Origin of the sequence: Actinomadura meyerae (genome assembly GCF_900188445.1) — a bacterium.
Taxonomy (GTDB): domain Bacteria; phylum Actinomycetota; class Actinomycetes; order Streptosporangiales; family Streptosporangiaceae; genus Spirillospora; species Spirillospora meyerae.
This window is the reverse complement of record NZ_FZOR01000001.1, coordinates 24,067-46,208: the sequence shown is the minus strand read 5'-3', so window position 1 is coordinate 46,208 and position 22,142 is coordinate 24,067. Positions and strand designations below refer to the sequence as shown.

Here is a 22,142-nt window from a genome sequence, read left to right as displayed (position 1 = left end):
CCAAGAGAATCGCGCCGAGTACCCGATTCACTGCTCGACCTCGGCTCCGATTAGGGGACGGTGACAGGCGACCGACCGATCTGCATCCTCCGAAGGCTCCGGATCCTCCACTTCGCACAGGCGAGCGTCCTGTTCGGCGAGCGTGAGGTACCGGGGGCACCGGGAACGGAAACGGCATCCAATGGGTGGCGACATCGGGTCTGGCAGGTCTCCTTGCAGAAGGTCGGGTCGTAGCAGGGCGCGCGTATAGGGGTGGGCCGGCTCCTCGTACACGTCCCGAGTCGGCCCCAGTTCGACGATGCGCCCCATGTACATGACGGCGATCCGGTCGGCGATTCGGTGGACGACGGCCAAGTCATGAGTGACCAGCAGATAAGCGAGGCCGAGGCGTGCACGCAGGCTCTCCAGAAGCGCCATGACCCCGGCCTGCACGGACGCGTCCAGGGCCGACACGGGCTCGTCCAAGAGCAGCAGGCGCGGTTCCAGCGCCAGCGCCCGCGCGATGCTCACGCGCTGCTTCTGCCCACCCGAGAGTGCGTGGGGGTAGCGCCGCCTTAGATCGGCCTTCAGACCCACGAGTTCCAGTAACTCCCCCACACGGCTTTGTATCCGCGATGACGGGAATCCGTGGGTGACCAACGGCTCGGCGATGATGTCGGCGATGCGCATCCGGGGGTTGAGCGACGCGGACGGGTCCTGGAACACGACCTGGACATCCCGCCGCAGTGCCCTGCGCCGGGCCGCGCTCAGCCTCGCCGTGTCCTGGCCGAAGACGACCACGCGGCCCTGCTGCGGGCGCGCCAGCCGCAGGATCTCCATCAGGGTCGTGGTCTTGCCGCACCCGGACTCCCCCACGAGCGCGAGGGTCTCGCCCTCCCGGACGTCGAAGCCGATGCCGTCGACCGCGCGCACACTGCCGACCCGCCGCCGTACCAGCGTGCCCTTGTAGACGGGGTAGTGCCGGACGAGACCGTCCACACGCAGCACAACGGGACGCTCAGGCCGAGGCTGCGGCACATCCTTGCCCTCGATACGCGGGATGGCGGCCAGCAAGTCACCCGTATACGCCGCACTCGGTTCCCGGTAGATCCGCTCCACCGGCCCGGTCTCGACGATCCGCCCCTCACGCATCACGATCACGCGGTCGGCGAAGCCCTCGACGAGCCGCAGGTCGTGCGTGATCAGCGCGATCGCGGCCCCGGTCGCGTCCTTCGCCGTCCGCAGGACGTCCAAGATCTGCGCTTGGACGATCACGTCCAGCCCGGCCGTGGGCTCGTCCGCCAAGATCACTCCAGGACCGTTCGCGACCGCCATGGCGATCATCACCCGCTGCCGCATCCCGCCGGAGAGCTCGTGCGGGTACGCGCCCGCCCGTCCGGCGGCGATCCCCACCAGGTCGAGCAGTTCGGCCGCCCGCGCACGCGCTGCCGCGCGCGTGACCTCGGAATGGGCCCGGACCGCCTCGGCGACCTGGTCACCGACGGTGCGGACGGGCGTGAGCGCGGCCTCCTGGAACACCATCGCCAGGTCCTTGCCGCGCACCCGGCACAACTCCGCGTCCGGCCGCCCGATCAGCTCCGCATCGCGCAGCCGCACGGACCCCGTGACCTCGGCACCGTCCGGAAGAAGGCCCATGACGGCGAGCGCGAGCGCCGTCTTGCCCGCCCCCGACTCGCCCACGATCGCGAGAACCTCCCCCGGCTCCACCGCGAAGCCGACGTCGCGCAGGGCGCGCACACCACCCGGAAGGCCGACCGTCAGGGCGGTGACGCGCAGCACCGTCAACGCCCGTCCCGCCGCGGATCGAGGACGTCGCGCACCCCGTCGCCGACCAGGTTCACGGCGAGGACGATCAGCACGAGCAGCCCCGTGGCCGACACGAACGGCCAGGTGGCCGCCGCGCCCCGTCCCTCGGCGATCATCGTGCCGAGCGAGACGTCCGGCGGACGGACGCCGAAGCCGAGGAAGGAGAGCCCGCCCTCGGCGACGATCGCGGCCCCGGCGGTGAGGCTCGCGTCCACGGCCAGCGGCGACGCGACCTGCGGCAGGACGTGCCGGACGAGCACGCGCGGGGCGCCCGCCCCGGTGAACCGGGCGGCGAGGACGTACTCGCGCTCGCGCACCGACAGCGTCATGGCCCGCACCACCTTGGCGGTGAGCATCCACAGGAACGCGGCGAGCACGGGCGCGAGCAGAGGCCACCCCATGCCCGGCGCCAGAACGGCGACGACGAGGAAGGACGGCAGCACCAGCAGGAGATCGGCGCCGCACATCAGGACGCGGTCGAGCACGCCGCCCGCGAACCCGGCGGCGGTACCGACGGCGGCGGCGACGCCCGTCGAGAGCAGGGCGGCCAGCAGCCCGATGACCAGCGATTTCTGCGCGCCGCGCAGCATCAGCGCGAAGACGTCCCGCCCGCTCTGCGTCGTCCCGAGCCAGTGCCGCGCCGACGGCCCGTGGCCGAACGACGCGAAGTCGGTCTCGTCCCAGCGCCACGGCGCCGCGAGCGGCCCCGCGAACGCCAGGACGAACACCACCGCGAGCAGCGCGAGCCCGGCGACACCCCGCCGGCTCATGGCACGGCCCCGGACCGGACGCGCGGATCGAGGACACCGTTCAGGACGTCCGACACCAGCCCGGCCAGAAGCACGGAGCACGCGGCGACGCAGTCGATCGCCGCCACCGCGTTGACGTCGCCGCGCGCCATCGAGTCGACGAGCCACTCGCCCAGGCCGTGCCGCCCGAACACCTTCTCGGTGAAGACCCCGCCGAGGATGAGCAGCCCGGACGCATAGGCGAAGTACGTCGTCATCGGCACGAACGCGGTGCGCAGCCCATGCCGCAGTAAGGCGTCCCGCCGCGAGAGGCCCTTGGCCCTTGCCGTCCGTACGAAGTCGGCACGCAGGACGTCCAGCATCAGCCCCCGCTGGTACCGGCTGTACAGCGCGCACTGCGCCAGCGCGATCACGGCCATCGGCAGCAGCAGATGCCGTACCTGGTCAGCGAAATCGCGGGGCTCACCCTCCCCCACCCACACGAACACCCGCACGCCCAGTGCGTCGTTCACCATCGCGGCAGCCGCCTGTAGCAGCACCGCAAGGACGAACACGGGCACGGCCAGCAGGAGACAGGCTCCGCCAGTGACGACTCTGTCCGCGACCCGACCGCGCTTGGCCGCCGCATACGCACCGACCAGGATCCCCAGGACGCCTCCCACGACCCCGCCCGGAACCAGCAGCCGGAGGCTGACACCCAGCCGCCGCCATAACTCGGCGTCGACGGGCTCGCCCTCCTGCGTCCTGCCGAAGTCCCCGTGCAGGACGCCCAGCGCCCAGGTCCGGTAGCGGTCGGCCAGCGGAGTCCGGTCGTTCAGGTTCAGCGAGTCGAGCCGGGCATCGACGACGGCCTCGGGCGGACGCGGCGTCCGCCCCTCGAACGCGGCCCGCGGGTCGAGCACGGACGCGGCCAGCAGGTAGGCGAGGCTCCCGGCGAGCACGACCAGCACCGCGCGGCTCAGCACCCGCCGCACCACGAACCCAGCCACCGGCTCCCCTCCTCGCGCCACTCCCGACGAGCACGGAATGCTACACATCGACCACGGAACGCGCAGATAGACCGCGAAACCCCTCCCTGACCTGCGCTTTCCGCCCGGCTTGCGATCGCGCGCCTTACCGCGGCCCACCCGTGCGGGTACACGCGACGAACCATCACGGCCCCGTCCGCGCCCGCCAGACCCCCTCAAAACGGGACAGATCTTCCCTGCTCAGGGCGCCTCGTCGTAGGTTGGGCCTCCCCCGGTGGTTCCCGTAGGTAGATCATTCGGCCGGATGCGGCTCTCGGCCTGGGTCTGCGCCACCTGGACGCTTTAACATTCCATTACTTTTGGGCGGGGAGTAATGATGGAGACGGCACGGCACGGTCGCGCGGCGGGACGCCTGGGCGTCCTCCTCGCGCTCGCCGCCGTCGCGTTCGTCACCGCGTCGCTGACGCTCGGCGCCTGGCTGCCGCAGGACGACCGGATGGTCTGGTGGCACCCCGAGATCCTCGTCGCGCTCGCCTGGACGCCCGTCGGCGCCGTCCTGCTGCGGCACCGGCCGGGCCTGAAGGTCGCCTGGCTCATGGTCGGCGCCGGCTTCAGCGCCGCCGTGTACGTCCTGACGCTGAACCTCGCCCCGTGGGCGGACGCGCACGACTGGGCGGCCGCCGGGTTCCTCGAGTGGCTCGGGACCTGGCTGTGGGCGGTCGACACCTACGCCCTGACGCTGGTCCTGCCGCTGATCTTCCCGGACGGGCGGCTCGTGTCGCGCCTCTACCGGCCGGTGCTCGCGCTCGCCTGCCTCGTGCCCGCCGTCGTCTGCGTCCACCTGACCGTCGACCCGGGGGTGCGCCGCTGGCACAACGGCGTGTCGGTCTACCCGTTCGGCGGGATCCCGCTGCCGATCAGCGTCGTCATCCTCGGCACCCTGGCCGCGGGCCTGTTCTCGGTGCTCGTCCGATTCGTCCGGTCGCCGCCGGACGTGCGGCGGCAGATCGCCTGGGTCGTCTACCCCGGCGTCCTCGCCGAAGGGGTCATCTACATCGGCGAGAACAGCCCCATCGGGGACCCCCTGCGCAACATCACCATCGTGGCCGTGCCGATCTGCATCGCGATCGCCATCACCCGGTACCGCCTGTACGACATCGACCTCGTGGTCAGCAGGACGCTGGTGTACGCCGGGCTGGTGGTCGTCATCACCGGCGTGTACTTCGCGCTGGTCGGCGCGGCGAGCCTGCTCGCGCACGGGCGCGGCACCCTCGCCGGCCTCGCCGGGGCGATCGTCGCGGGCGCGGTGTTCGAACCCGTCCGGCGGCGCCTGCAGCGGATGGTGGACCGCGTCATCCACGGCGAGCGCGACCCGTACCGGATCGCCGACACCCTCAACCGGCGGCTGCAGACCGCCGCCGACCCCGGGGCCGCGCTCGCCGCGGCCGCCGAGGTGGCGCGGTCCGCGCTGCACGCGACCGGCGTGGTGATCGAGGTGCTCGACCGCGACGGCCGGACGATCTCCGCCGAGGACGGCGTGCTCGGCCCCCGCCCGCAGCTCATCCCGCTCGTGTGGCACGGGGAGCCGGTCGGCCGGCTGCTGTTCGGCGTCACCCGCACCCCGGACGCGCGGCTGTCGGGCATCCTCGCCCGCAACCTCGCCGAGCTGGCCAACGCGGCCCGGCTCGCCGCCGACGTCCAGCGCTCCCGCGAGCACATCCTGCGCACCCGCGAGGAGGAGCGGCGCAGGCTCCGCCGCGACCTGCACGACGGCCTCGGCCCCACCCTCGCCAGCCTCGCCATGACGGTGGACGCGGCCCGCATCACGCTGAAGACCGACCCGGAGGCGGTGGACGCGCTCCTGGAGGACCTGCGCGCCACCATGGGGCGCACCATCGGCGACATCCGCGACCTGGTGTACGGGCTGCGCCCGCCCGCGCTGGACGACCTCGGGCTGGAGGGCGCGATCCAGGCGCTCGGCGGCGTCGTCGCCACCGGGGACGGCCCGACGGTCGACGTGCGCGTGGAGGGCGACCTGAAGGGCCTGCCCGCGGCGGCGGAGGTCGCCGCGTACCGGATCGTCCAGGAGGCGCTGACCAACGTGCACCGGCACGCCAACGCCGGCTCCGCCGAGGTCATGCTGTGCCTGAACGGCGACCTGCACGTCACGATCGGCGACGACGGCGTGGGGCTGCCCGACCGGCCGCGTTCCGGGGTCGGCATGTCGTCGATGCGGGAGCGCGCGACGGAACTCGGCGGATCCTGCACGGTCGGCCCCGGCCCCAACGGCGGCACCCTCGTCCGGGCCCGGCTGCCGGTCAACGGCGCCCACTCCTGACGCCGGCCCCGGGGTCTCCCGGGGGCGCGCTCACCCCGGGTCTCTCCGGCCTCACCCTGGTGGGAGGGCCGGTGACCGCCCCCCGCCAAGAAGGTCGCCACCGGCCCTCAGGCTCCGTACGGCCCCGGGGCTCCCATCCCGGTCCGTACGGGCCATTCACCAGAGGGTGTGCAAGAGAGAAGTTATGCGGCCGAGGGTCCCGTTGGAGAGGGACACCTGTCCCGTTCGTGCCGGGACCGCTCCTGTCCACCGCAATCCCTGGTGAGGCGGCGTTCCGCCGGAATCCGCCCGGGTTCCGCTAGATCCAGTCCGGGCGCGTCTCGCCCTCGGCGACGAGCACCGCCGGGCCGCGCAGATGGCTGGTCCGCCCGTCGAGGGTGACGGTCACCCTGCCGCCGGGGACGTCCACGGTCCATTCGGACGTGCCCGGCGCCCCCTGGGCCGCCGCGGCGGCCACCGCGACCGTGCCGGTGCCGCACGAGCGCGTCTCACCGGAGCCGCGCTCGTACACGCGCATCTCCACGTGCCGCTCCCCGACGGACCGGAAGAACTCGACGTTCACCCCGTCCGGGAACACGGCCGGGTCGAAGCCGGGGGCGTGCGACAGGTCCAGCGCGTCGACCGGCCCGTCCACGCGGCACGCCAGGTGCGGGTTGCCCACCGAGACCCGCCGGCCCTGGAACGCCGTCCCCGCCAGGGACGCCTCGCCGTAGCCGAGGAGTTCGGGCGGGCCCATGTCCACGCTCACGTCGCCGGAAGCGCCGAGGCTCACCCGGCGCAGGCCTGCGCGGGTCGCGACGTCCCATTCCCCGGGCGCGGCCAGGCCGGCGTCGACGAGGTAGCGGGCGAACACCCGCATCCCGTTGCCGCACATCTCGGCGACGCTGCCGTCGGCGTTGCGGTAGTCCATGAACCACTCGGCGCCGGAGCCGAGGTCCGCGCCGAGGTCCGCGCCGAGGTCCGCCGCCTTCGTCCGGACGACCCGCAGCACGCCGTCGGCGCCGATCCCGGCGCGCCGGTCGCACAGCCGCGCGACGGCCTCCGGGGTGAGGTCGAGGGCCCCGTCGGGGTCGGGCAGGATGACGAAGTCGTTCTCGGTGCCGTGGCCTTTGACGAACCGCATCCTCCGATCGTATTGCCTCGCTCAGGTGCCCGGCCCGGCGCCGCCCGCGGCCTCCGCGACCAGCGCGAGAGCGCGCTCGGCCAGGTCGGGGGCGTCGTGCGGGAGCCACCGGACGCGCGGGTCGCGGCGGAACCAGGACTCCTGCCGGCGGGCGAAGCGCCGCGTCGTCCGGACGGTCTCCTCCTTGGCCCGCTCCTCGGTCCACTCCCCCGCGAGGAACCGGAGCACCTGCGCGTAGCCGAGCGCCCGCCCGGCGGTCAGGCCGTCGCGCAGCCCCCGCTTCTCCAGAGCCCGGACCTCGTCGACCAGGCCCGCGTCCCACATCCGCTCCACCCGCAGGGCGATGCGCTCGTCCAGGGCCTCGCGCGGGACGCTCACCCCGATCTGCAGGGCCGCGCCGTACCGGTACCGGTGCTCGGGCAGCGTCGCGGTGAACGGGCGGCCGGTGATCTCGACGACCTCCAGGGCGCGGACGATCCGGCGCCCGTTGCTCGGCAGGATCGCGTCCGCGGCGGCCGGGTCGAGCCCGCGCAGCCGGTCGTGCAGCGCACCGGAGCCGACCCGCGCCAGCTCCCCCTCCAGGCGCGCCCGGACGGCCGGGTCCGTCCCGGGGAACTCCATCTCGTCCAGCGCCGCGCGGACGTACAGGCCCGACCCGCCGACCAGCACCGGCAGCCGCCCCCGGCCGCGGACGTCCGCGATCGCGTCCGCGCTGAGCGCCTGGTACTCGGCGACGCTGGCCGTCTTCGTCACGTCCCAGACGTCGAGCAGATGGTGCGGGACCCCGCGCATCTCGGCCGCGGACAGCTTCGCCGTGCCGATGTCCATGCCGCGGTAGAGCTGCATCGAGTCGGCGTTGACCGCCTCGCCGTCCAGCCGCAGCGCCAGTTCCACGGCGAGGTCGGACTTTCCCGCGGCCGTCGCCCCGACGACCGCGATCACGTAGGGAGCATCAGGTGAGGTCACGGGATTGATTGTGGCAACAGAACGGGTATGGGCGGACTGTACGGGTGTCGCGCGCGATCGCCGCCGCACCGATCGAGACGAGGGATCCGGGGGGATCGGGAATGTCCATCGTCGACAAGGTCAAGCAGATGCTGGGGCAGCACTCCGACAAGGCCAAGCAGGGCGTCGAGCGCGCCGGGGACATGTTCGACGAGCGCACCGGCGGCAAGTACGCCGACAAGGTCGACAAGGTCCAGGAGAAGGCCGGCGACTACCTCGAGCGGGAAGGCGGCCAGGGCGGCACCGCCCAGGGCGACCAGATGCACCAAGGCGACCAGATGGGCCAGGGCGGCCACATGGGCCACGAGGGACAGATGGGGCAGGAAGGGCAGATGGGCCGGGAAGGCCGGCCCGGCCAGGGCCAGGGCCCCTCCTAGACGGCCCCGCGGTCCGGCTTCGACCAGGCCGCCACGAAGTAGCCGACCCCATAGGGCGCGTCGTCGGCCAGCAGTTCCCCGCCGAGACCGGCGGAGCCCTCGGCGGCGCCCGCGAGCACCTGCCACGCCGCACGCCCGGCCGCCTGGAGGTCTCGGGACAGCCCGGGATCGAGTGCGGCCAGGGCGGTGGCGTCGGCGGTGCCGAGAGCGCGCGCCACGGCCTCGTCGTGAGGGCGCGCGCGCTCATCGAGGTATCCGGGCGCCTTCTCTGACCGGCACGCCGACCCGTCCCCCATGACCAGGAGGGCCACACGGTCGGCCGCCCCGGCCAATTCCCTGCCGAGGGAGAGGCACTCCTTGGGTTCTGCGTCGAAGGCGACCGCCTGGTAGCGCGCGCGGGCGGCAAACCCCTGCCGCTCCAGCAGCCACCGGCCGATCGTCAGGGACAGCGGGAGCGGCTCAGCTCCGTCCCCCGGCTCGGGCGGGCTCGTCCAGTCGAGACCGAACGGCCTGAGCGACGCGTAGGCGTCCGGGCCGTAGGGCCGCGTCCGCGCCCCGCCACCGACGACGGCCAGCACGTCCGCGCCGGCGAGGAGGCCGGCGGCCCGGTCGCAGGCTTCGCGCAGCGCGTCGAGCTCCGGCGCCGCCTCCCCAGCCATCTCCGGGACGAGGACCGGCGGATGCGGGCACACCGCCGCCGCTACGAGCACACTGCCTCCTTAGACGCGCTGGGACCGCCCTCGGGGCGGGTGGGACCGCGAACGGCCGCGAGAGCCGCGCTCAGGAGCAGCCGTGGCCGGACGGCGCGGCCTGGGCCGGGGCCGGACGGCCGATCGAGGGCATGCCCAGCGCCACGCCCCTGGCACCGCCGCCGCCCCCCTGCCGGGCCTCCCAGGCGTCGCCCGCCCGCGTGCGGCGGACGCCGAGCACCGGCTTGTCGGCGACCAGGTGGTGCGGCGCCGCGTAGGTGACCTCGACGGTGACCATGTCGCCGGGCCGGACGGGCTCCTCCGGCGCGCCGAAGTGCACGAGCCGGTTGTCGGGCGCGCGGCCGGACAGCCGGCGGGTCGCCTCGTCCTTGCGCCCCTCGCCCTCCGCGACCAGGACCTCCAGCGTCCGGCCGAGCTGCTTCCTGTTCTCCGCCCAGGAGATCTCCTCCTGGAGGGCGACGAGCCGCTCGTACCGCTCCTGGACGACCTCCTTCGGCAGCTGGCCGTCCATGGTCGCCGCCGGGGTGCCGGGCCGCTTGGAGTACTGGAAGGTGAACGCCGAGGAGAACCGGGCCTCCCGCACCACGTGCAGGGTCTCCTCGAAGTCGGCCTCGGTCTCGCCGGGGAACCCCACGATGATGTCGGTGGTGATCGCCGCGTCCGGGATCGCCGCCCGGACCTTGCCGATGATACCGAGGTAGCGCTCCTGCCGGTACGAGCGCCGCATCGCGCGCAGCACCGCGTCCGAACCGGACTGGAGCGGCATGTGCAGCGACGGCATCACGTTCGGGGTCTCGGCCATCGCCGCGATGACGTCGTCGGTGAAGTCCTTGGGGTGCGGCGAGGTGAACCGGACCCGCTCCAGGCCCTCGACGCCCCCGCAGGCGCGCAGCAGGCCCGCGAAGGCGGACTGGCCGCCCTCGGTCATGGCGCGCACCTCGTCCGGCGCCGCCGACAGGGCCCCGAAGCCCGAGCCGTAGGCGTTGACGTTCTGCCCGAGGAGGGTGACCTCCAGCACGCCCTCGGCGACGAGCGCCTCCACCTCGGCGAGGATCTCGCCGGGGCGGCGGTCCTTCTCCTTGCCGCGCAGGGACGGGACGATGCAGAAGGTGCAGGTGTTGTTGCAGCCGACGGAGATCGACACCCACGCCGCGTACGGCGACTCCCTGCGCGTCGGCAGCGTCGAGGGGAAGGTCACCAGCGACTCTTCGATCTCGACCTGCGCCTCGCTCTGCACGCGGGCCCGCTCCAGCAGCGCCGGCAGCGACCCGATGTTGTGGGTGCCGAACACGACGTCCACCCAGGGGGCGCGCTTGACGATGGTGTCGCGGTCCTTCTGCGCGAGGCAGCCGCCGACGGCGATCTGCATGCCCGGATGGCCGTCCTTCACGGGCCGCAGATGGCCGAGGTTGCCGTAGAGCCGGTTGTCGGCGTTCTCCCGCACCGCGCAGGTGTTGAACACCACCACATCGGGCTCGGCGTCCCCGGCGCGGACGTACCCGGCCGCCTCCAGCAGCCCGGACAGCCGCTCGGAGTCGTGGACGTTCATCTGGCACCCGTAGGTACGGATCTCGTACGTGCGGGCGGCCGTCTCCATTGGCGCACTCATGACGGTAACCAAGGGTACGGGCCCGTCCCGCCGCGATGGAACGCCCGGCCGCGGCGGCCCCGGCGGAGCGGCGCACTTCCGGGGGCCGGGGACCGGTCCGGGCGCATCTCCGGACACACCGCTCCGACCAGCCCCGATGATCACTCTCCGCCACGACGGACCCCGTCCGACATGGGGATTCGTGATCGTATCGGTACCGCTCGGCAACTTCCAGGCGGCCGGCCATGACGTAAAGTCCGTCCGCATGACGGACAGCGAAGGCGAGCTCGACCTCACCAAGGACGAGCCCGAGGACTCCGTTCCGGAGCCGGCCCCCGCGGCGGGCGACCGGCCCCTCGTCGTGGTCGAGAACGTCAACAAGCACTTCGGCGAGCTGCACGTCCTCAAGGACATCAACCTCACGGTCGACTCCGGCGAGGTCGTCGTCGTCATCGGCCCGTCCGGGGGCGGCAAGTCGACCCTCTGCCGGTCGATCAACCGGCTGGAGCCCATCGACGGCGGGAAGATCCTCGTGGACGGCAAGGAGCTTCCCAAGGAGGGCAAGGAGCTGGCGAGGCTCCGCGCCGACGTCGGCATGGTGTTCCAGTCGTTCAACCTGTTCGCCCACAAGACGATCCTCGAGAACGTCACGCTCGGGCCGGTGAAGGTCCGCAAGCAGGGCAAGCAGGAGGCGGAGAAGCACGCGATGGAGCTGCTCGACCGGGTCGGCATCGCCAACCAGGCCGGCAAGTACCCCGCGCAGCTGTCCGGCGGGCAGCAGCAGCGGGCCGCGATCGCGCGCTCCCTCGCGATGAAGCCCAAGGTGATGCTCTTCGACGAGCCGACCTCGGCGCTGGACCCGGAGATGGTCAACGAGGTCCTGGACGTCATGACGGGCCTCGCCCGCGAGGGCATGACGATGATCGTCGTCACGCACGAGATGGGGTTCGCGCGCCGCGCCGCCCAGAAGGTCGTGTTCATGGCGGACGGCCAGATCGTCGAGGAGAACACTCCCGACGAGTTCTTCACCAATGCGCGCACCGACCGCGCGAAGGACTTCCTTTCCAAGATCCTCACGCACTGAGCCGCGGGGCTCCGGCAGAGAGCAGAGGTAGGACGAGAAATGCGAGTACGTCGTTTCGGCGCCCTCATCGGGGCGGGAATGGCGCTGTCCCTGGCGCTCAGCGCGTGTGGCAGCGACACCGAGAAGACCGAGGCCAAGACGGTCGTCCAGAAGGCCAAGGACGACAAGAAGCTGACCATCGGCATCAAGTTCGACCAGCCGGCGCTGGGCCTGAAGAAGCCCGACGGCACCTACGACGGCTTCGACGTGGACGTCGCCAAGTACGTCGCGCAGAAGCTCGGCGTCCCCGAGAGCGGCATCACCTTCAAGGAGACGACCTCCGCGAACCGCGAGTCGTTCATCGGCGGCGGGCAGGTCGACCTGATCTTCGCCACCTACTCCATCACCGAGGCGCGCAAGCAGCAGGTGACCTTCGGCGGTCCCTACTACGTCGCCCACCAGGACACGATGGTGAAGGCCGACAACACCGACATCAAGAAGGCCGCCGACCTCAAGGGCAAGAAGCTGTGCAAGGCGGCCGGTTCGAACTCGTTCCGCCGCATCACCGAGGGCCCGCCGGACGGCAAGCTCAACATCAAGGGCGTCACGCTGGTGGACGCCGGCAGCTACTCCGAGTGCGTGAGCAAGCTGAAGTCCGGCGCGCTGGACGCGGTGAGCACCGACGACCTGATCCTCGCCGGCTTCGCCAACCAGCAGAAGGGCTCCTTCAAGGTCATCAACGACCCCTTCACCGACGAGAAGTACGGCGTCGGCATCAAGAAGGGCGACACCGAGACCTGCGAGGCCGTCAACAAGGCCATCAACGAGATGTACTCCGACGGCACCGCCAAGACCCTGCTGGAGAAGCACTTCGCCGGCACCGGGCTGAAGCTCGTCACGACCGCCCCGCAGATGGAGGGCTGCTCCTGACCGGGGGCGGCGCCTGACGCCCGCCGCGCCGGCGCGTCCCCGCGGAGCGGCTCCCGGGGACGCGCCGGTCCGGCCTGACACCGCCGGCCGGGCTCCACACCGCTGGCCCGATACCGCTGGAACTCCATGAAACAGCTGAGCAATGTTTGACTTCAGCCCGTTCTTCGACAACTTCGACGAGATCCTCCAGGGCTTCTGGGCGACGATCCGCCTGGCGGCCGCCGCGGCGGTGCTCTCCCTCATCATCGGCACGGTCCTCGCGAGCTTCCGCGTCGCTCCCGTCCCGGTGCTGCGCGCCTTCGGCACCGGCTACGTCAGCATCGTCCGCAACACGCCGCTGACCCTGGTGCTGCTGATGTGCAGCCTCGGCCTCAACGACATGCTCGCGCTGAAGTTCTCCTCGAACTCGTCGGTGACCTACTACTGGTGGGCCGTCCTCGGCCTGTCCGCCTACACCGGCGCGTTCGTCTGCGAGACCCTCCGGTCGGGGATCAACACGGTCCCGCTGGGCCAGGCGGAGGCGGCGCGGTCGATCGGGCTGACCTTCACCCAGTCGCTGCGCATGATCATCCTGCCGCAGGCGTTCCGCGCGATCATCGCGCCGCTGGGCAGCGTCCTCATCGCGATGATCAAGAACACCACGGTCGCCGCGGCGGCGAGCTACGCCGAGGTCGCGCTGGTCACCAAGACGATCGTCGACAAGCCCACGTTCGCGAACGGCGTCATCCCGCTGTTCCTCGGCGTGGCCGTCGGCTTCCTGATCCTCACCCTGCCGACCGGGTACTTCTTCGGCTGGCTGGCCAAGCGGATGGCGGTGGCGCGATGAGCAAGGAAGCGACCGTACTCTTCGACATCCCCGGGCCGCGGGCGCGCGCGCGGAACGCGATCCTCACCGCCGTCGTGACGATCGTGCTCGCCGCCATCCTCGCCGCGCTGATCTGGCGGCTGGCCGACAAGGACCAGTTCGCCGGGAAGCTCTGGTCTCCGTTCACCGAGTGGACCGTGTGGCGGCACCTGATCATCCCCGGCCTGCTGAGCACGCTGAAGGCCGCCGCCGTCGCGACCGTGCTCGCGCTGCTGTTCGGCATCGTGTTCGGCCTGGCCCGGCTCTCCGACCACTGGTGGATCCGCGTCCCGGCGGGCGCGGTGGTGGAGTTCTTCCGCGGCATCCCGCTGCTGATCCTGATCTTCCTGGCGTTCTTCGTCCCGAACAAGATCAGCCCGCAGATCGCCGAGTCCCAGTTCGGGCAGCTGCAGCGCGTCTCGGTGGACTACTTCTTCTCGATCTTCGGGGTGGAGAGCAACGCCGGCGTGGTCACCGTCCCGGCGTTCGCCGCGGTCGTGTTCGGCCTCACCATGTACAACGGCTCGGTGCTCGCCGAGGTCGTCCGGGCGGGCGTCCTGTCGATCCCGAAGGGCCAGGCGGAGGCCGCCTACTCGATCGGGCTGCGCAAGAACGGCGTCATGCGGCTGATCCTGCTGCCGCAGGCCATCACCGTGATGATGCCCGCGATCGTCAGCCAGATCGTCGTCCTGCTGAAGGACACCGCGCTCGGGTTCATCATCGCCTACCCCGAGCTGCTGTCCGCGGGCTTCCGCCAGGTCCCCGCCAACTACAGCAACAACGTCCTGCAGGCCGGCATCATCGTCGCGGTCATCTACATCGCGATCAACATGTCGGTGAGCCGGCTGGCGACGTGGCTGGAGGCGCGCAGCCGCCGCAGCCGCAAGACGGAGGCCAAGACCATGGGCACCGGCGGGGCGCCGCCCGTCGCCGGAGTCGGGGTCACCCAGCAGTCCGTCCCCACGGTCTGATCCGCACGCTCGCCCGACGCGGGGGCGCCGCCGGTGACCGGCCGCGCCCCCGCCGCCGTTTCCGCGCACGTTACCGGTGAGTCCGCTGGTGGCGCGCTTGTATCTTTCCGAAGTCAAACAGGGCGTCATGGCCCCAACCGATCCCCGTATGCGGGACGATTCCTGTTATGACCGCTCGTGCGACCCTCCCCTACGGCTCCTGGCCCTCCCCCATCTCCGCGGCCGATGTCGCCCGCGCCCGGCTGCGCCTCAGTTTCCCCACCGTCGCGGGCGATGACGTCTGGTGGCAGGAGACCCGCCCCGAGGAGGACGGACGGACCACGGTCATCCATCTCAAGGGCGGGCACCGCACGGAGCTGCTCCAGGCGCCGTGGAACGCCCGTACCCGCGTCCACGAGTACGGGGGCCGCTCGTACCTGCCGGTCCGCACCGGGGAGGGGTGGTCGATCGTCTTCGCCAACTACGACGACCAGCGGCTCCACCGGCTCGACGAGGGCGACCCCAAGCCGTACCCGCTGACGCCGGAGCCGGCGGTCCCGGCGGGGCTGCGCTACGCCGACCTCGTCCTGTCCCCGGACGGGACGGAGATCTGGTGCGTCTGCGAGGGCCACATCGCGGCGCCGGCGGAGCCCGCGCCCGAGCCCGCCGAAGGGGAGGAGGCCGCGGCGCCGGCGGAGGAGGAGCCCGCCACCACGGGCATCAGGCGGGCCATCGTCGCGGTGCCGCTGGACGGCCGCGCCGCCGGCGACGCCGGCGCCATCCGCGAGCTGGTCACCGGGGCGCAGTTCTACGCCAACCCCGCCCCGTCGCCGGGCGGCGGTCACCTGGCATGGGTGCAGTGGAACCACCCCCGCATGCCCTGGGATGGCACCGAGGTGCGCGTGGCGGCGCTCGAGGACGGCCGTACGGTCGCCCCCCGCACCGTCAAGGGCGGCCTCAAGGAATCGGCCCTGGCGCCGCTGTGGCGCGACGACGAGTCCCTGTACGTCATCTCCGACTGGCCCGGCTGGTGGAACATCTACCAGGTCGGCCTGCACGGCGAGTCCCCGCAGGCCCTCTACCCGGCCGAGGAGGAGTTCGCCGCCCCGCTGTGGCAGCTCGGCGGCATGCCGTACGCGCTGCTCGGCGACGGGCGCCTCGCGGTCCTGCACGGCGAGGGCGACATGCGCCTCGGCGTCTACGACCCGGACACGCTCGACCTCGTCGACCTGGAGGTCCCCTACGAGCACTGGGCGGCGGAGCTGTCCGCGGACGGGACGACGATCGTCGGCATCGCCGGCGGCCCCGACCTGCCGCCCTCCGTCGTCCGCGTCGACACCACGACCGGGCGCGTCGAGGGGCTGCGCCGCGAGCTGGCCGAGCTGCCGGACGTGGCGTACCTGTCGAAGCCGCGCGCCGAGCGCCTGGAGGGGCCTTTCGGGCGTCCCGTCCACGCCTACGTGTTCCCGCCCACCAACCCCGAGGCCGCCGCGCCCGAGGGCGAACTCCCGCCGTACGTCGTGTTCGTGCACGGCGGGCCCACCGGCCGGGTCTCCAAGGTGCTCGACCTGGAGCGGGCCTACTTCACCAGCCGCGGCATCGGCGTCATCGACGTCAACTACGGCGGCTCCAGCGGCTACGGCCGCGCCTACCGCGAGCGGCTGCGCCGCCAGTGGGGCGTCGTCGACGTGGAGGACGCCGTGGCCGCGGCCCAGGCGCTCGTGGACGGCGGAATAGCGGACCCGGCGCGCCTCGCCATCCGGGGCGGCTCCGCGGGCGGCTGGACGACGCTGGCGGCGGTCACGCAGACCGACGTGTTCAAGGCGGCGACGTCCTACTTCGGCATCAGCGACCTGCAGAGCTTCGCCGAGGCCACCCACGACTTCGAGTCGCACTACCTGTTCGGCCTCATCGGCCCCCTGCCCGGCTTCGAGCGCGCCTACGAGGAGCGCTCACCGCTCGGGCACGCCGACAAGACCGCCTGCCCCGTCCTGCTCCTGCAGGGCCTCAGCGACCCGGTGGTGCCGCCGGACCAGTCCGAGCGGTTCGCGCTGGCGCTGCGCGAGAAGAAGACCCCGCACGCCTACCTCACGTTCGAGGGCGAGTCCCACGGCTTCCGGAAGGCCGCCACGGTCATCCGCTGCCTGGAGGCCGAGCTCGCCTTCTACGGGCAGACCCTCGGCTTCGAGCCGCGCGGCGTGGAGCCCATCAACCTCACCGTCGGCTGACCGCCACGGCATGAGGCGGGCCGGACGGTACGGGCTGACGGCACGGGACTGGACGCCGGGCGGTGAGCGGTCGGCGTCCACCGGTTGCTCGGCCCCCCCGTGAGGCCCGGCGGGCCCGCTCGCGCGGCCGCGGCGGATCAGCGGGCGAACTCGATGGCGCGGGACTCGCGGACCACGGTGACGCGGATCTGCCCCGGGTAGGTCAGCTCGTCCTCGACCTGCTTGGCGATGTCGCGGGCGATGACCTGCGCCTGGATGTCGTCGACGCTGTCCGGCTTGACCATCACCCGGATCTCGCGGCCGGCCTGCATCGCGAAGACCTTCTCCACGCCCTCGTGCTTCTCGCGGGCGATCTGCTCCAACCGCTCCAGCCGCTTGACGTAGGCCTCCAGCGACTCCCTGCGCGCCCCCGGGCGGCTGCCGCTCACCGCGTCCGCGGCCTGGGTCAGGACGGCCTCCACCGTCCGGACCTCGACCTCGTTGTGGTGGGCCTCGATCGCGTGGACGACGTCCTCGTCCTCGCCGTACCGGCGCGCGATCTCGGCGCCGATCAGGGCGTGGCTTCCCTCCACCTCGTGCGTGAGCGCCTTGCCGATGTCGTGCAGCAGCGTGCACCGTTTGGCGATCTCCACCGGGAGGCGCAGCTCGCTCGCCATGACCCCGGCGATGTGCGCGGACTCGATGAGGTGCTTCAGCACGTTCTGCCCGTAGGACGTGCGGTACCGCAGCTGGCCGAGCAGCGCGATCAGCTCCGGGTGCATGTCGGCGATGCCGACCTCCACCAGGGCGTCCTCGCCGGCCCGGACGCACAGCTGCTCCACGTCGCTGCGGCTGCGCTCGTAGATCTCCTCGATGCGCTGGGGGTGGATGCGCCCGTCCAGCACGAGCTTCTCCAGGGTCAGCCGCCCGACCTCGCGGCGCACCGGGTCGAAGCAGCTCAGCAGCACCGCCTCCGGCGTGTCGTCGATGATGAGGTTCACCCCGGTCGTCGTCTCGAACGCCCGGATGTTGCGGCCCTCGCGGCCGATGATGCGGCCCTTCATCTCGTCGCTCGGCAGGTGCAGCACCGACACGACCGACTCGGCCGTCTGCTCGCTCGCGACCCGCTGGATCGCCAGCGTCACGATCTTGCGGGCGCGCTTCTCGCCCTCGGCCCGCGCCGTGTTCTCGATCTCGCGGACGATCGGGATGGACTCCCGCTTGGCCTGGTTCTCGATCGCGGCGACGAGCTCGGCCTTGGCCTGCGCCGCGGTGAGCCCGGCCGCCCGCTCCAGCACCTTGCGCCGCTCCTCGGCGACGCCCGCCAGCTCCTCCTTGCGGGCGTCCAGCGCCTGCCGGGCCTCGGTGAGCCGCCCCTGCCACTCCTCCAGGCGGCGCATCTCGGCGTCGAGCCGCTGCTCGCGCTCCGCGAGCCGGGCCTCCCGGCGCTCCAGATCCTCCCGGACGACCCGCAGGTCCTCCTTGAGCGCGCGGCCCGCCTCCTCGGCCTCCGCGCGGGCCTCGGCGGTGATCCGCTGCGTGTCGCGCTCGGCCTGCTCCAGCGCCTCCCGCGCTTCCCGCTCGGCCTTGGACCGGATCTCATCGGCCTCGCTCTGCGCGCGGGCGATCTCGGCCGCGGCTCTGCCGGGCATGCCGGGCCGCCACAGGATCGCGATGACGAGAGCGACCAGGGTCACCAGCAGCGCTGCACCCAGCAGGACGCTCTCCATGAGGCAGATCCTTCCTCGCCGCGGGCCCGTCCGGACTTCGGGACCCTGCCTAGCGAGGATTTACTCGCGCGCGGACGCACGACGTCACCGGGCGGCACGCGGCGCGCCCGCGATGACTCGGCCGTATCCGGTCGACGAACGTGTCCTGTATGCCTCTCAGCTGCTGGAACGTGCTCGGTCGTATGGCAATCCGCGAGACGCGGAGTAACTCCTCACTGCCGTAACGGTAAGCGGCATGGAGGTAATGAGCAAGCAAACGAGGGGCATTCCGGACTAACCGAACGTCAGCGTGAGTCCTTCCTTACCACCGCTCCTGACCGCCCGCACCCCGTCCCACCTGCCCGGAAAGCATCCGGTCAGAGTCAGGGGAACGTCACCGCGCAGTCACCCGCCCTCCGACACCCCGCTCTCCGACCCGGCGTGTCGCCCCACCGGAGCCCGCCGGCCCCCGGCGGCGAACGGACGGGCGGAAACGGGATCCGCATGGAATGGGGCGGTCGGCGGCCTCCGTCTGGATGCGAGCAGTGAGGGGATCCGCGTGGAGTGCCGGCGAGGGGGCGGCTAGAACGGAGGGCCGGTGGTCAGTCGTCGGGGACGGTGTCGGGGACGGCCTCGAGGTCGGCGCCCTCGTCGGCCAGGGCCTCCTTGACCACGCGGTAGGCGAGGCCGGGCGGGTAGCCCTTGCGGGCGAGCATGCCGACGAGGCGGCGCATGCGCTTGGCGGGGTCGGCGCCGCGGGTGGCGGGCAGCCTGCGGACGACCAGGGCGCGGGCGGTCTCCTCCTCGCGGGCCGGGTCGAGGGTCTCGACGGCCTCGTTGACGGTGTCGTCGGCCACGCCGCGCCGGCGCAGTTCGGCGGCGAGGGCGCGTTTGGCCAGGCCGCGACCGCTGTGCCGGGACTGGACCCAGGCCCGCGCGAACGCCTCGTCGTCGATCAGGCCGACATCGGTGAAGCGCGCGAGCACCCGGTCGGCGACCTCGGCCGGGACGTCCTTGCGGCGGAGGGCGTCGGCGAGCTGGGCGCGGGTGCGCGGCGACGCCGCCAGCAGGCGCAGGCACACCTCGCGCGCCCTGGCCTCCGGGTCGCCGCCCTCGGCGCCGCGCGGGGCCGCGCTCACCGGCCGCCGCGCCCGGTGACCGCCGTGGGAGCGGCGGCGCCATCGGGGAAGGTCCAGGCCCCTGTCGCGCGGTGCCCGGTAAGGCGCCGCCGCCCTGCATAGGAGATCATCGCTTACTCGTCGTCAAGAGTCACCCATATCAGGGGATTCCTTGTCAGGAATCACCCGTCTTGGCGGCCTTCGCGGTCTTCCTCGCGGTGGTGGCCTTGGCGGCCGGCGCGGGCGCGGGCGCGGCGTCCGGGGCCGCCGCGGGCTCGGCCTCCTTGTCGACCTTGGGCCCGATGCCGAGCTTCTCCTTGATCTTCTTCTCGATGCCGTCCGCCAGGTCGGGGTTGGCCTTGAGGAAGTTGCGGGCGTTCTCCTTGCCCTGGCCGAGCTGGTCGCCGTCGTAGGTGTACCAGGCGCCGGACTTGCGGACGAAGCCGTGCTCCACGCCGAGGTCGATCAGGCCGCCCTCGCGGCTGATGCCCTGGCCGTAGAGGAGGTCGAAGTCGGCGACGCGGAACGGCGGGGCCATCTTGTTCTTGACGACCTTGACGCGGACGCGGTTGCCGACCGCCTCGGTGCCGTCCTTCAGGGTCTCGATGCGGCGCACGTCCAGCCGGACCGAGGCGTAGAACTTCAGCGCCCGGCCGCCGGTGGTCGTCTCGGGCGAGCCGAACATGACGCCGACCTTCTCGCGGAGCTGGTTGATGAAGATGGCGGTGGTCTTGGTCTGGTTGATCGCGCCGGTGAGCTTGCGCAGCGCCTGCGACATGAGGCGGGCCTGGAGGCCGACGTGGCTGTCGCCCATCTCGCCCTCGATCTCGGCGCGGGGGACGAGCGCGGCGACGGAGTCGATGACGACGATGTCGATCGCGCCGGAGCGGATCAGCATGTCGGTGATCTCCAGGGCCTGCTCGCCGGTGTCGGGCTGGGAGACCAGCAGGGCGTCGATGTCGACGCCGAGCTTGGCGGCGTACTCGGGGTCGAGCGCGTGCTCGGCGTCGACGAACGCGGCGATGCCGCCCTTCTTCTGCACGCTCGCCACGGCGTGCAGCGCGATGGAGGTCTTGCCGGAGCCCTCGGGGCCGTACACCTCGACGACGCGGCCGCGCGGCAGGCCGCCGATGCCGAGCGCGATGTCGAGGGAGATCGCGCCGGTGGGGATCACCTCGACGGGCGCCCGCGCCTCCTCGCCCATCCGCATGACCGACCCCTTGCCGAACTGCCGCTCGATCTGGGCGAGTGCGGTCTCGAGAGCCTTCTCCCGGTCGTTCGCTGCCATTGAGATGTCCTTCTCGTCGTGACTGTCGGCTCTCGGCCGCTGCTTGCGATGTCGAGGGCGACGTTACGGCGGGCCACCGACACTTTCGAGCGCCCGGCGCGATTGTGGACGGCGCCGCGTGCCGCGCCCAGCCTACCGAACATCCGTTCGATCATCGTCCGGGATGGCGATTCGGATGGGAATCGCCGTGCGTTTCATGGTCCCGACCCCGTACGCTGGCGCCGTCCACGGAGGGTTCCAATCATGACGCTGACCGTCCTCTTCTGCGTCGATCCGCTCCACCCCCGGCGCGTTGACCCCCATTTCTCCCGCGAGGCCGAGGCCGTCCGGGACCATTACGGCGAGACGGCCCTGATCGACCACGACGCCCTGCGGCGCGGGGACGTGGAGGACGCGATCGGCGCCGTGCCCGCCGGCCTCGGCCCGGTCTGGTACCGCGGCTGGATGCTGTCGGCGGACGAGTACGCCGCGATGGCCGCCGCCCTGAAGCGGCGCGGCACGGTGATGCTCACGCACCCGGACGACTATAGGCGCGCCCATGAGCTGCCCGGCTGGCACGAGACGTTCGCCGGCCTGACCCCCCACAGCGTGTGGCGCCCGCTGGGCACCGGCCAGGACCCGGGCGACCTCGGCGAGCTGGCCGAGCTGGTCAAGCCGCTGCGGAGCGGCCCCGGCATCGTCAAGGACTACGTGAAGTCGTGCAAGCACGAGTGGGAGGAGGCGTGCTTCGTCCCGGACGTGAAGAACCCGTCCCGGCTGCACGACATCGCCTCCAAGATGGTCGCGCTGCGGGACGACCATCTGGCGGGCGGGCTCGTCGTCCGCGAGTTCGAGGAGTACGACGGCGGCGGCGAGGCGCGCGTGTGGTGGGTGGACGGCGAGCCCGCGCTGGTGGGGCCGCACCCCGACAGCCCCGGCGTGGAACCCGACCCGGACCTGGCCGCCGTGGCGCCGGCCGTCCGCGCCCTGGGCTGCCGGTTCATCACCACCGACGTGGCCCGCCGCAAGGACGGCGTCTGGCGCGTCGTGGAGGTCGGCGACGGCCAGGTCAGCGACCTGCCGTCGTCCGTGGACGCGATGGACCTCTACGCGCACCTGCCCGTCCCGGACTGACCTCCCCCACCGGCCCCACCGGCCCCGCCGGCCTCTCCTGCCGGGGTCCTGCGGGCCTCTCCTACCGGAGGGTCGAGGGGACGTCGAAGGTGGCGACGACGGCCTGCCACACCCGCTTGGCCGACTCGCCGTCGGCGAGGGCCTGCTCGATGGTGCGGCCGCCGAGTTCCGCCAGGACGTAGTCCTTGGCCACGCTCTGGGCGTAGCTCTCGCCGAACTGCTGGTTCATCCGATCCCAGAACACTGTGAGCCGCAC

The 22,142-nt window shown here is 72.2% G+C and carries 19 protein-coding genes; 8 read left to right on the top strand and 11 right to left on the bottom strand.

Annotated elements, in window-relative coordinates; translation table 11 throughout:
• Positions 1 to 27: 27 nt before the first annotated feature.
• From CHF16_RS00185 to CHF16_RS00175, 3 genes are read right to left on the bottom strand one after another with little or no spacing between them, the layout of a single operon-like run.
• Complete coding sequence (locus tag CHF16_RS00185; protein WP_218826488.1) at positions 28 to 1,785, bottom strand: dipeptide ABC transporter ATP-binding protein; 1,758 nt, start codon at positions 1,783 to 1,785, stop codon at positions 28 to 30.
• On the bottom strand, positions 1,782 to 2,576 hold the full coding sequence (locus CHF16_RS00180) for an ABC transporter permease (RefSeq protein ID WP_089323798.1): 795 nt from the start codon (positions 2,574 to 2,576) through the stop codon (positions 1,782 to 1,784). The genes CHF16_RS00185 and CHF16_RS00180 overlap by 4 nt, the downstream gene beginning before the upstream one ends.
• Entirely contained in the window at positions 2,573 to 3,544 is a 972-nt protein-coding gene (locus CHF16_RS00175; RefSeq protein WP_089323797.1) for an ABC transporter permease, read from the bottom strand. The genes CHF16_RS00180 and CHF16_RS00175 overlap by 4 nt, the downstream gene beginning before the upstream one ends.
• 355 nt (positions 3,545 to 3,899) lie before the next feature.
• Here CHF16_RS00175 and CHF16_RS00170 point away from each other — a divergent pair, with 355 nt between their 5' ends.
• The gene (locus CHF16_RS00170) at positions 3,900 to 5,861 is read left to right on the top strand and encodes a sensor histidine kinase (RefSeq protein WP_089324254.1); all 1,962 of its coding nucleotides are present in this window, start codon (positions 3,900 to 3,902) and stop codon (positions 5,859 to 5,861) included.
• Positions 5,862 to 6,159: 298 nt separating this feature from the next.
• Here the strand turns inward: CHF16_RS00170 and dapF are convergent, their stop codons facing one another.
• Positions 6,160 to 6,984: a diaminopimelate epimerase gene (dapF, locus tag CHF16_RS00165; protein WP_089323796.1), complete on the bottom strand. Its 825-nt coding sequence runs from the start codon at positions 6,982 to 6,984 to the stop codon at positions 6,160 to 6,162.
• Between the two features lie 21 nt (positions 6,985 to 7,005).
• Positions 7,006 to 7,926 (bottom strand): tRNA (adenosine(37)-N6)-dimethylallyltransferase MiaA, encoded by a 921-nt coding sequence (gene miaA / locus CHF16_RS00160; RefSeq protein ID WP_089323795.1) that lies wholly within the window; start codon positions 7,924 to 7,926, stop codon positions 7,006 to 7,008.
• Positions 7,927 to 8,051: 125 nt separating this feature from the next.
• On the opposite strand from miaA, the gene CHF16_RS00155 reads away from it, so the two are divergent.
• A complete protein-coding gene (locus tag CHF16_RS00155) occupies positions 8,052 to 8,366 on the top strand; it encodes an antitoxin (RefSeq protein ID WP_089323794.1) in 315 nt (104 codons plus the stop codon).
• Here CHF16_RS00155 and CHF16_RS00150 read toward each other — a convergent pair.
• Together CHF16_RS00150 and miaB are read right to left on the bottom strand one after the other, a co-directional pair.
• A complete protein-coding gene (locus CHF16_RS00150; RefSeq protein ID WP_089323793.1) occupies positions 8,363 to 9,076 on the bottom strand; it encodes a class III extradiol dioxygenase subunit B-like domain-containing protein in 714 nt (237 codons plus the stop codon). The two genes, CHF16_RS00155 and CHF16_RS00150, sit on opposite strands and share 4 nt — an antisense overlap.
• Positions 9,077 to 9,146: 70 nt before the next feature.
• The gene (gene miaB, locus CHF16_RS00145) at positions 9,147 to 10,685 is read right to left on the bottom strand and encodes a tRNA (N6-isopentenyl adenosine(37)-C2)-methylthiotransferase MiaB (RefSeq protein WP_218826487.1); all 1,539 of its coding nucleotides are present in this window, start codon (positions 10,683 to 10,685) and stop codon (positions 9,147 to 9,149) included.
• Positions 10,686 to 10,929: 244 nt separating this feature from the next.
• Here miaB and CHF16_RS00140 point away from each other — a divergent pair, with 244 nt between their 5' ends.
• From CHF16_RS00140 to CHF16_RS00120, 5 genes are all read left to right on the top strand, one after another.
• Positions 10,930 to 11,748 (top strand): amino acid ABC transporter ATP-binding protein, encoded by an 819-nt coding sequence (locus CHF16_RS00140; protein WP_089324253.1) that lies wholly within the window; start codon positions 10,930 to 10,932, stop codon positions 11,746 to 11,748.
• Between the two features lie 39 nt (positions 11,749 to 11,787).
• Positions 11,788 to 12,657, top strand: coding sequence for a glutamate ABC transporter substrate-binding protein (locus CHF16_RS00135; RefSeq protein ID WP_089323791.1), 870 nt, complete (start codon positions 11,788 to 11,790; stop codon positions 12,655 to 12,657).
• A gap of 142 nt (positions 12,658 to 12,799) precedes the next feature.
• Positions 12,800 to 13,483 carry an amino acid ABC transporter permease gene (locus CHF16_RS00130; RefSeq protein WP_089323790.1) on the top strand — a complete coding sequence of 228 codons (684 nt, stop codon included), beginning with the start codon at positions 12,800 to 12,802 and terminating at the stop codon, positions 13,481 to 13,483.
• Positions 13,480 to 14,472, top strand: a complete 993-nt coding sequence (locus CHF16_RS00125) for an amino acid ABC transporter permease (RefSeq protein ID WP_089323789.1) — start codon at positions 13,480 to 13,482, stop codon at positions 14,470 to 14,472. Before CHF16_RS00130 ends, CHF16_RS00125 begins: the two co-directional genes overlap by 4 nt.
• 167 nt (positions 14,473 to 14,639) lie before the next feature.
• Positions 14,640 to 16,679 carry a S9 family peptidase gene (locus CHF16_RS00120; protein ID WP_089323788.1) on the top strand — a complete coding sequence of 680 codons (2,040 nt, stop codon included), beginning with the start codon at positions 14,640 to 14,642 and terminating at the stop codon, positions 16,677 to 16,679.
• A gap of 137 nt (positions 16,680 to 16,816) precedes the next feature.
• Here CHF16_RS00120 and rny read toward each other — a convergent pair whose 3' ends face one another.
• The 3 genes from rny to recA all read right to left on the bottom strand — a co-directional run bounded on the left by rny (position 16,817) and on the right by recA (position 20,773).
• Complete coding sequence (rny, locus tag CHF16_RS00115; RefSeq protein ID WP_089323787.1) at positions 16,817 to 18,388, bottom strand: ribonuclease Y; 1,572 nt, start codon at positions 18,386 to 18,388, stop codon at positions 16,817 to 16,819.
• Between the two features lie 581 nt (positions 18,389 to 18,969).
• Complete coding sequence (locus CHF16_RS00110; RefSeq protein WP_089323786.1) at positions 18,970 to 19,506, bottom strand: regulatory protein RecX; 537 nt, start codon at positions 19,504 to 19,506, stop codon at positions 18,970 to 18,972.
• 154 nt (positions 19,507 to 19,660) lie between these two features.
• Entirely contained in the window at positions 19,661 to 20,773 is a 1,113-nt protein-coding gene (gene recA, locus CHF16_RS00105) for a recombinase RecA (RefSeq protein WP_089323785.1), read from the bottom strand.
• Between the two features lie 243 nt (positions 20,774 to 21,016).
• Here recA and CHF16_RS00100 point away from each other — a divergent pair, with 243 nt between their 5' ends.
• Complete coding sequence (locus CHF16_RS00100; RefSeq protein WP_089323784.1) at positions 21,017 to 21,886, top strand: ATP-grasp domain-containing protein; 870 nt, start codon at positions 21,017 to 21,019, stop codon at positions 21,884 to 21,886.
• A gap of 61 nt (positions 21,887 to 21,947) precedes the next feature.
• On the opposite strand, the gene CHF16_RS00095 is transcribed toward CHF16_RS00100, so the two are convergent.
• Positions 21,948 to 22,142, bottom strand: a complete 195-nt coding sequence (locus CHF16_RS00095; protein ID WP_089324252.1) for a DUF3046 domain-containing protein — start codon at positions 22,140 to 22,142, stop codon at positions 21,948 to 21,950.

Coding starts and splice junctions, on each gene's coding strand:
- CHF16_RS00180 (WP_089323798.1), bottom strand. CDS start 2,576: ATGAGCCGGCGGGGTGTCGCCGGGCTCGCGCTGCTCGCGGTGGTGTTC.
- CHF16_RS00170 (WP_089324254.1), top strand. CDS start 3,900: ATGGAGACGGCACGGCACGGTCGCGCGGCGGGACGCCTGGGCGTCCTC.
- dapF (WP_089323796.1), bottom strand. CDS start 6,984: ATGCGGTTCGTCAAAGGCCACGGCACCGAGAACGACTTCGTCATCCTG.
- CHF16_RS00155 (WP_089323794.1), top strand. CDS start 8,052: ATGTCCATCGTCGACAAGGTCAAGCAGATGCTGGGGCAGCACTCCGAC.
- miaB (WP_218826487.1), bottom strand. CDS start 10,685: ATGAGTGCGCCAATGGAGACGGCCGCCCGCACGTACGAGATCCGTACC.
- CHF16_RS00140 (WP_089324253.1), top strand. CDS start 10,930: ATGACGGACAGCGAAGGCGAGCTCGACCTCACCAAGGACGAGCCCGAG.
- CHF16_RS00135 (WP_089323791.1), top strand. CDS start 11,788: ATGCGAGTACGTCGTTTCGGCGCCCTCATCGGGGCGGGAATGGCGCTG.
- CHF16_RS00130 (WP_089323790.1), top strand. CDS start 12,800: ATGTTTGACTTCAGCCCGTTCTTCGACAACTTCGACGAGATCCTCCAG.
- CHF16_RS00125 (WP_089323789.1), top strand. CDS start 13,480: ATGAGCAAGGAAGCGACCGTACTCTTCGACATCCCCGGGCCGCGGGCG.
- CHF16_RS00120 (WP_089323788.1), top strand. CDS start 14,640: ATGACCGCTCGTGCGACCCTCCCCTACGGCTCCTGGCCCTCCCCCATC.
- rny (WP_089323787.1), bottom strand. CDS start 18,388: ATGGAGAGCGTCCTGCTGGGTGCAGCGCTGCTGGTGACCCTGGTCGCT.
- recA (WP_089323785.1), bottom strand. CDS start 20,773: ATGGCAGCGAACGACCGGGAGAAGGCTCTCGAGACCGCACTCGCCCAG.
- CHF16_RS00100 (WP_089323784.1), top strand. CDS start 21,017: ATGACGCTGACCGTCCTCTTCTGCGTCGATCCGCTCCACCCCCGGCGC.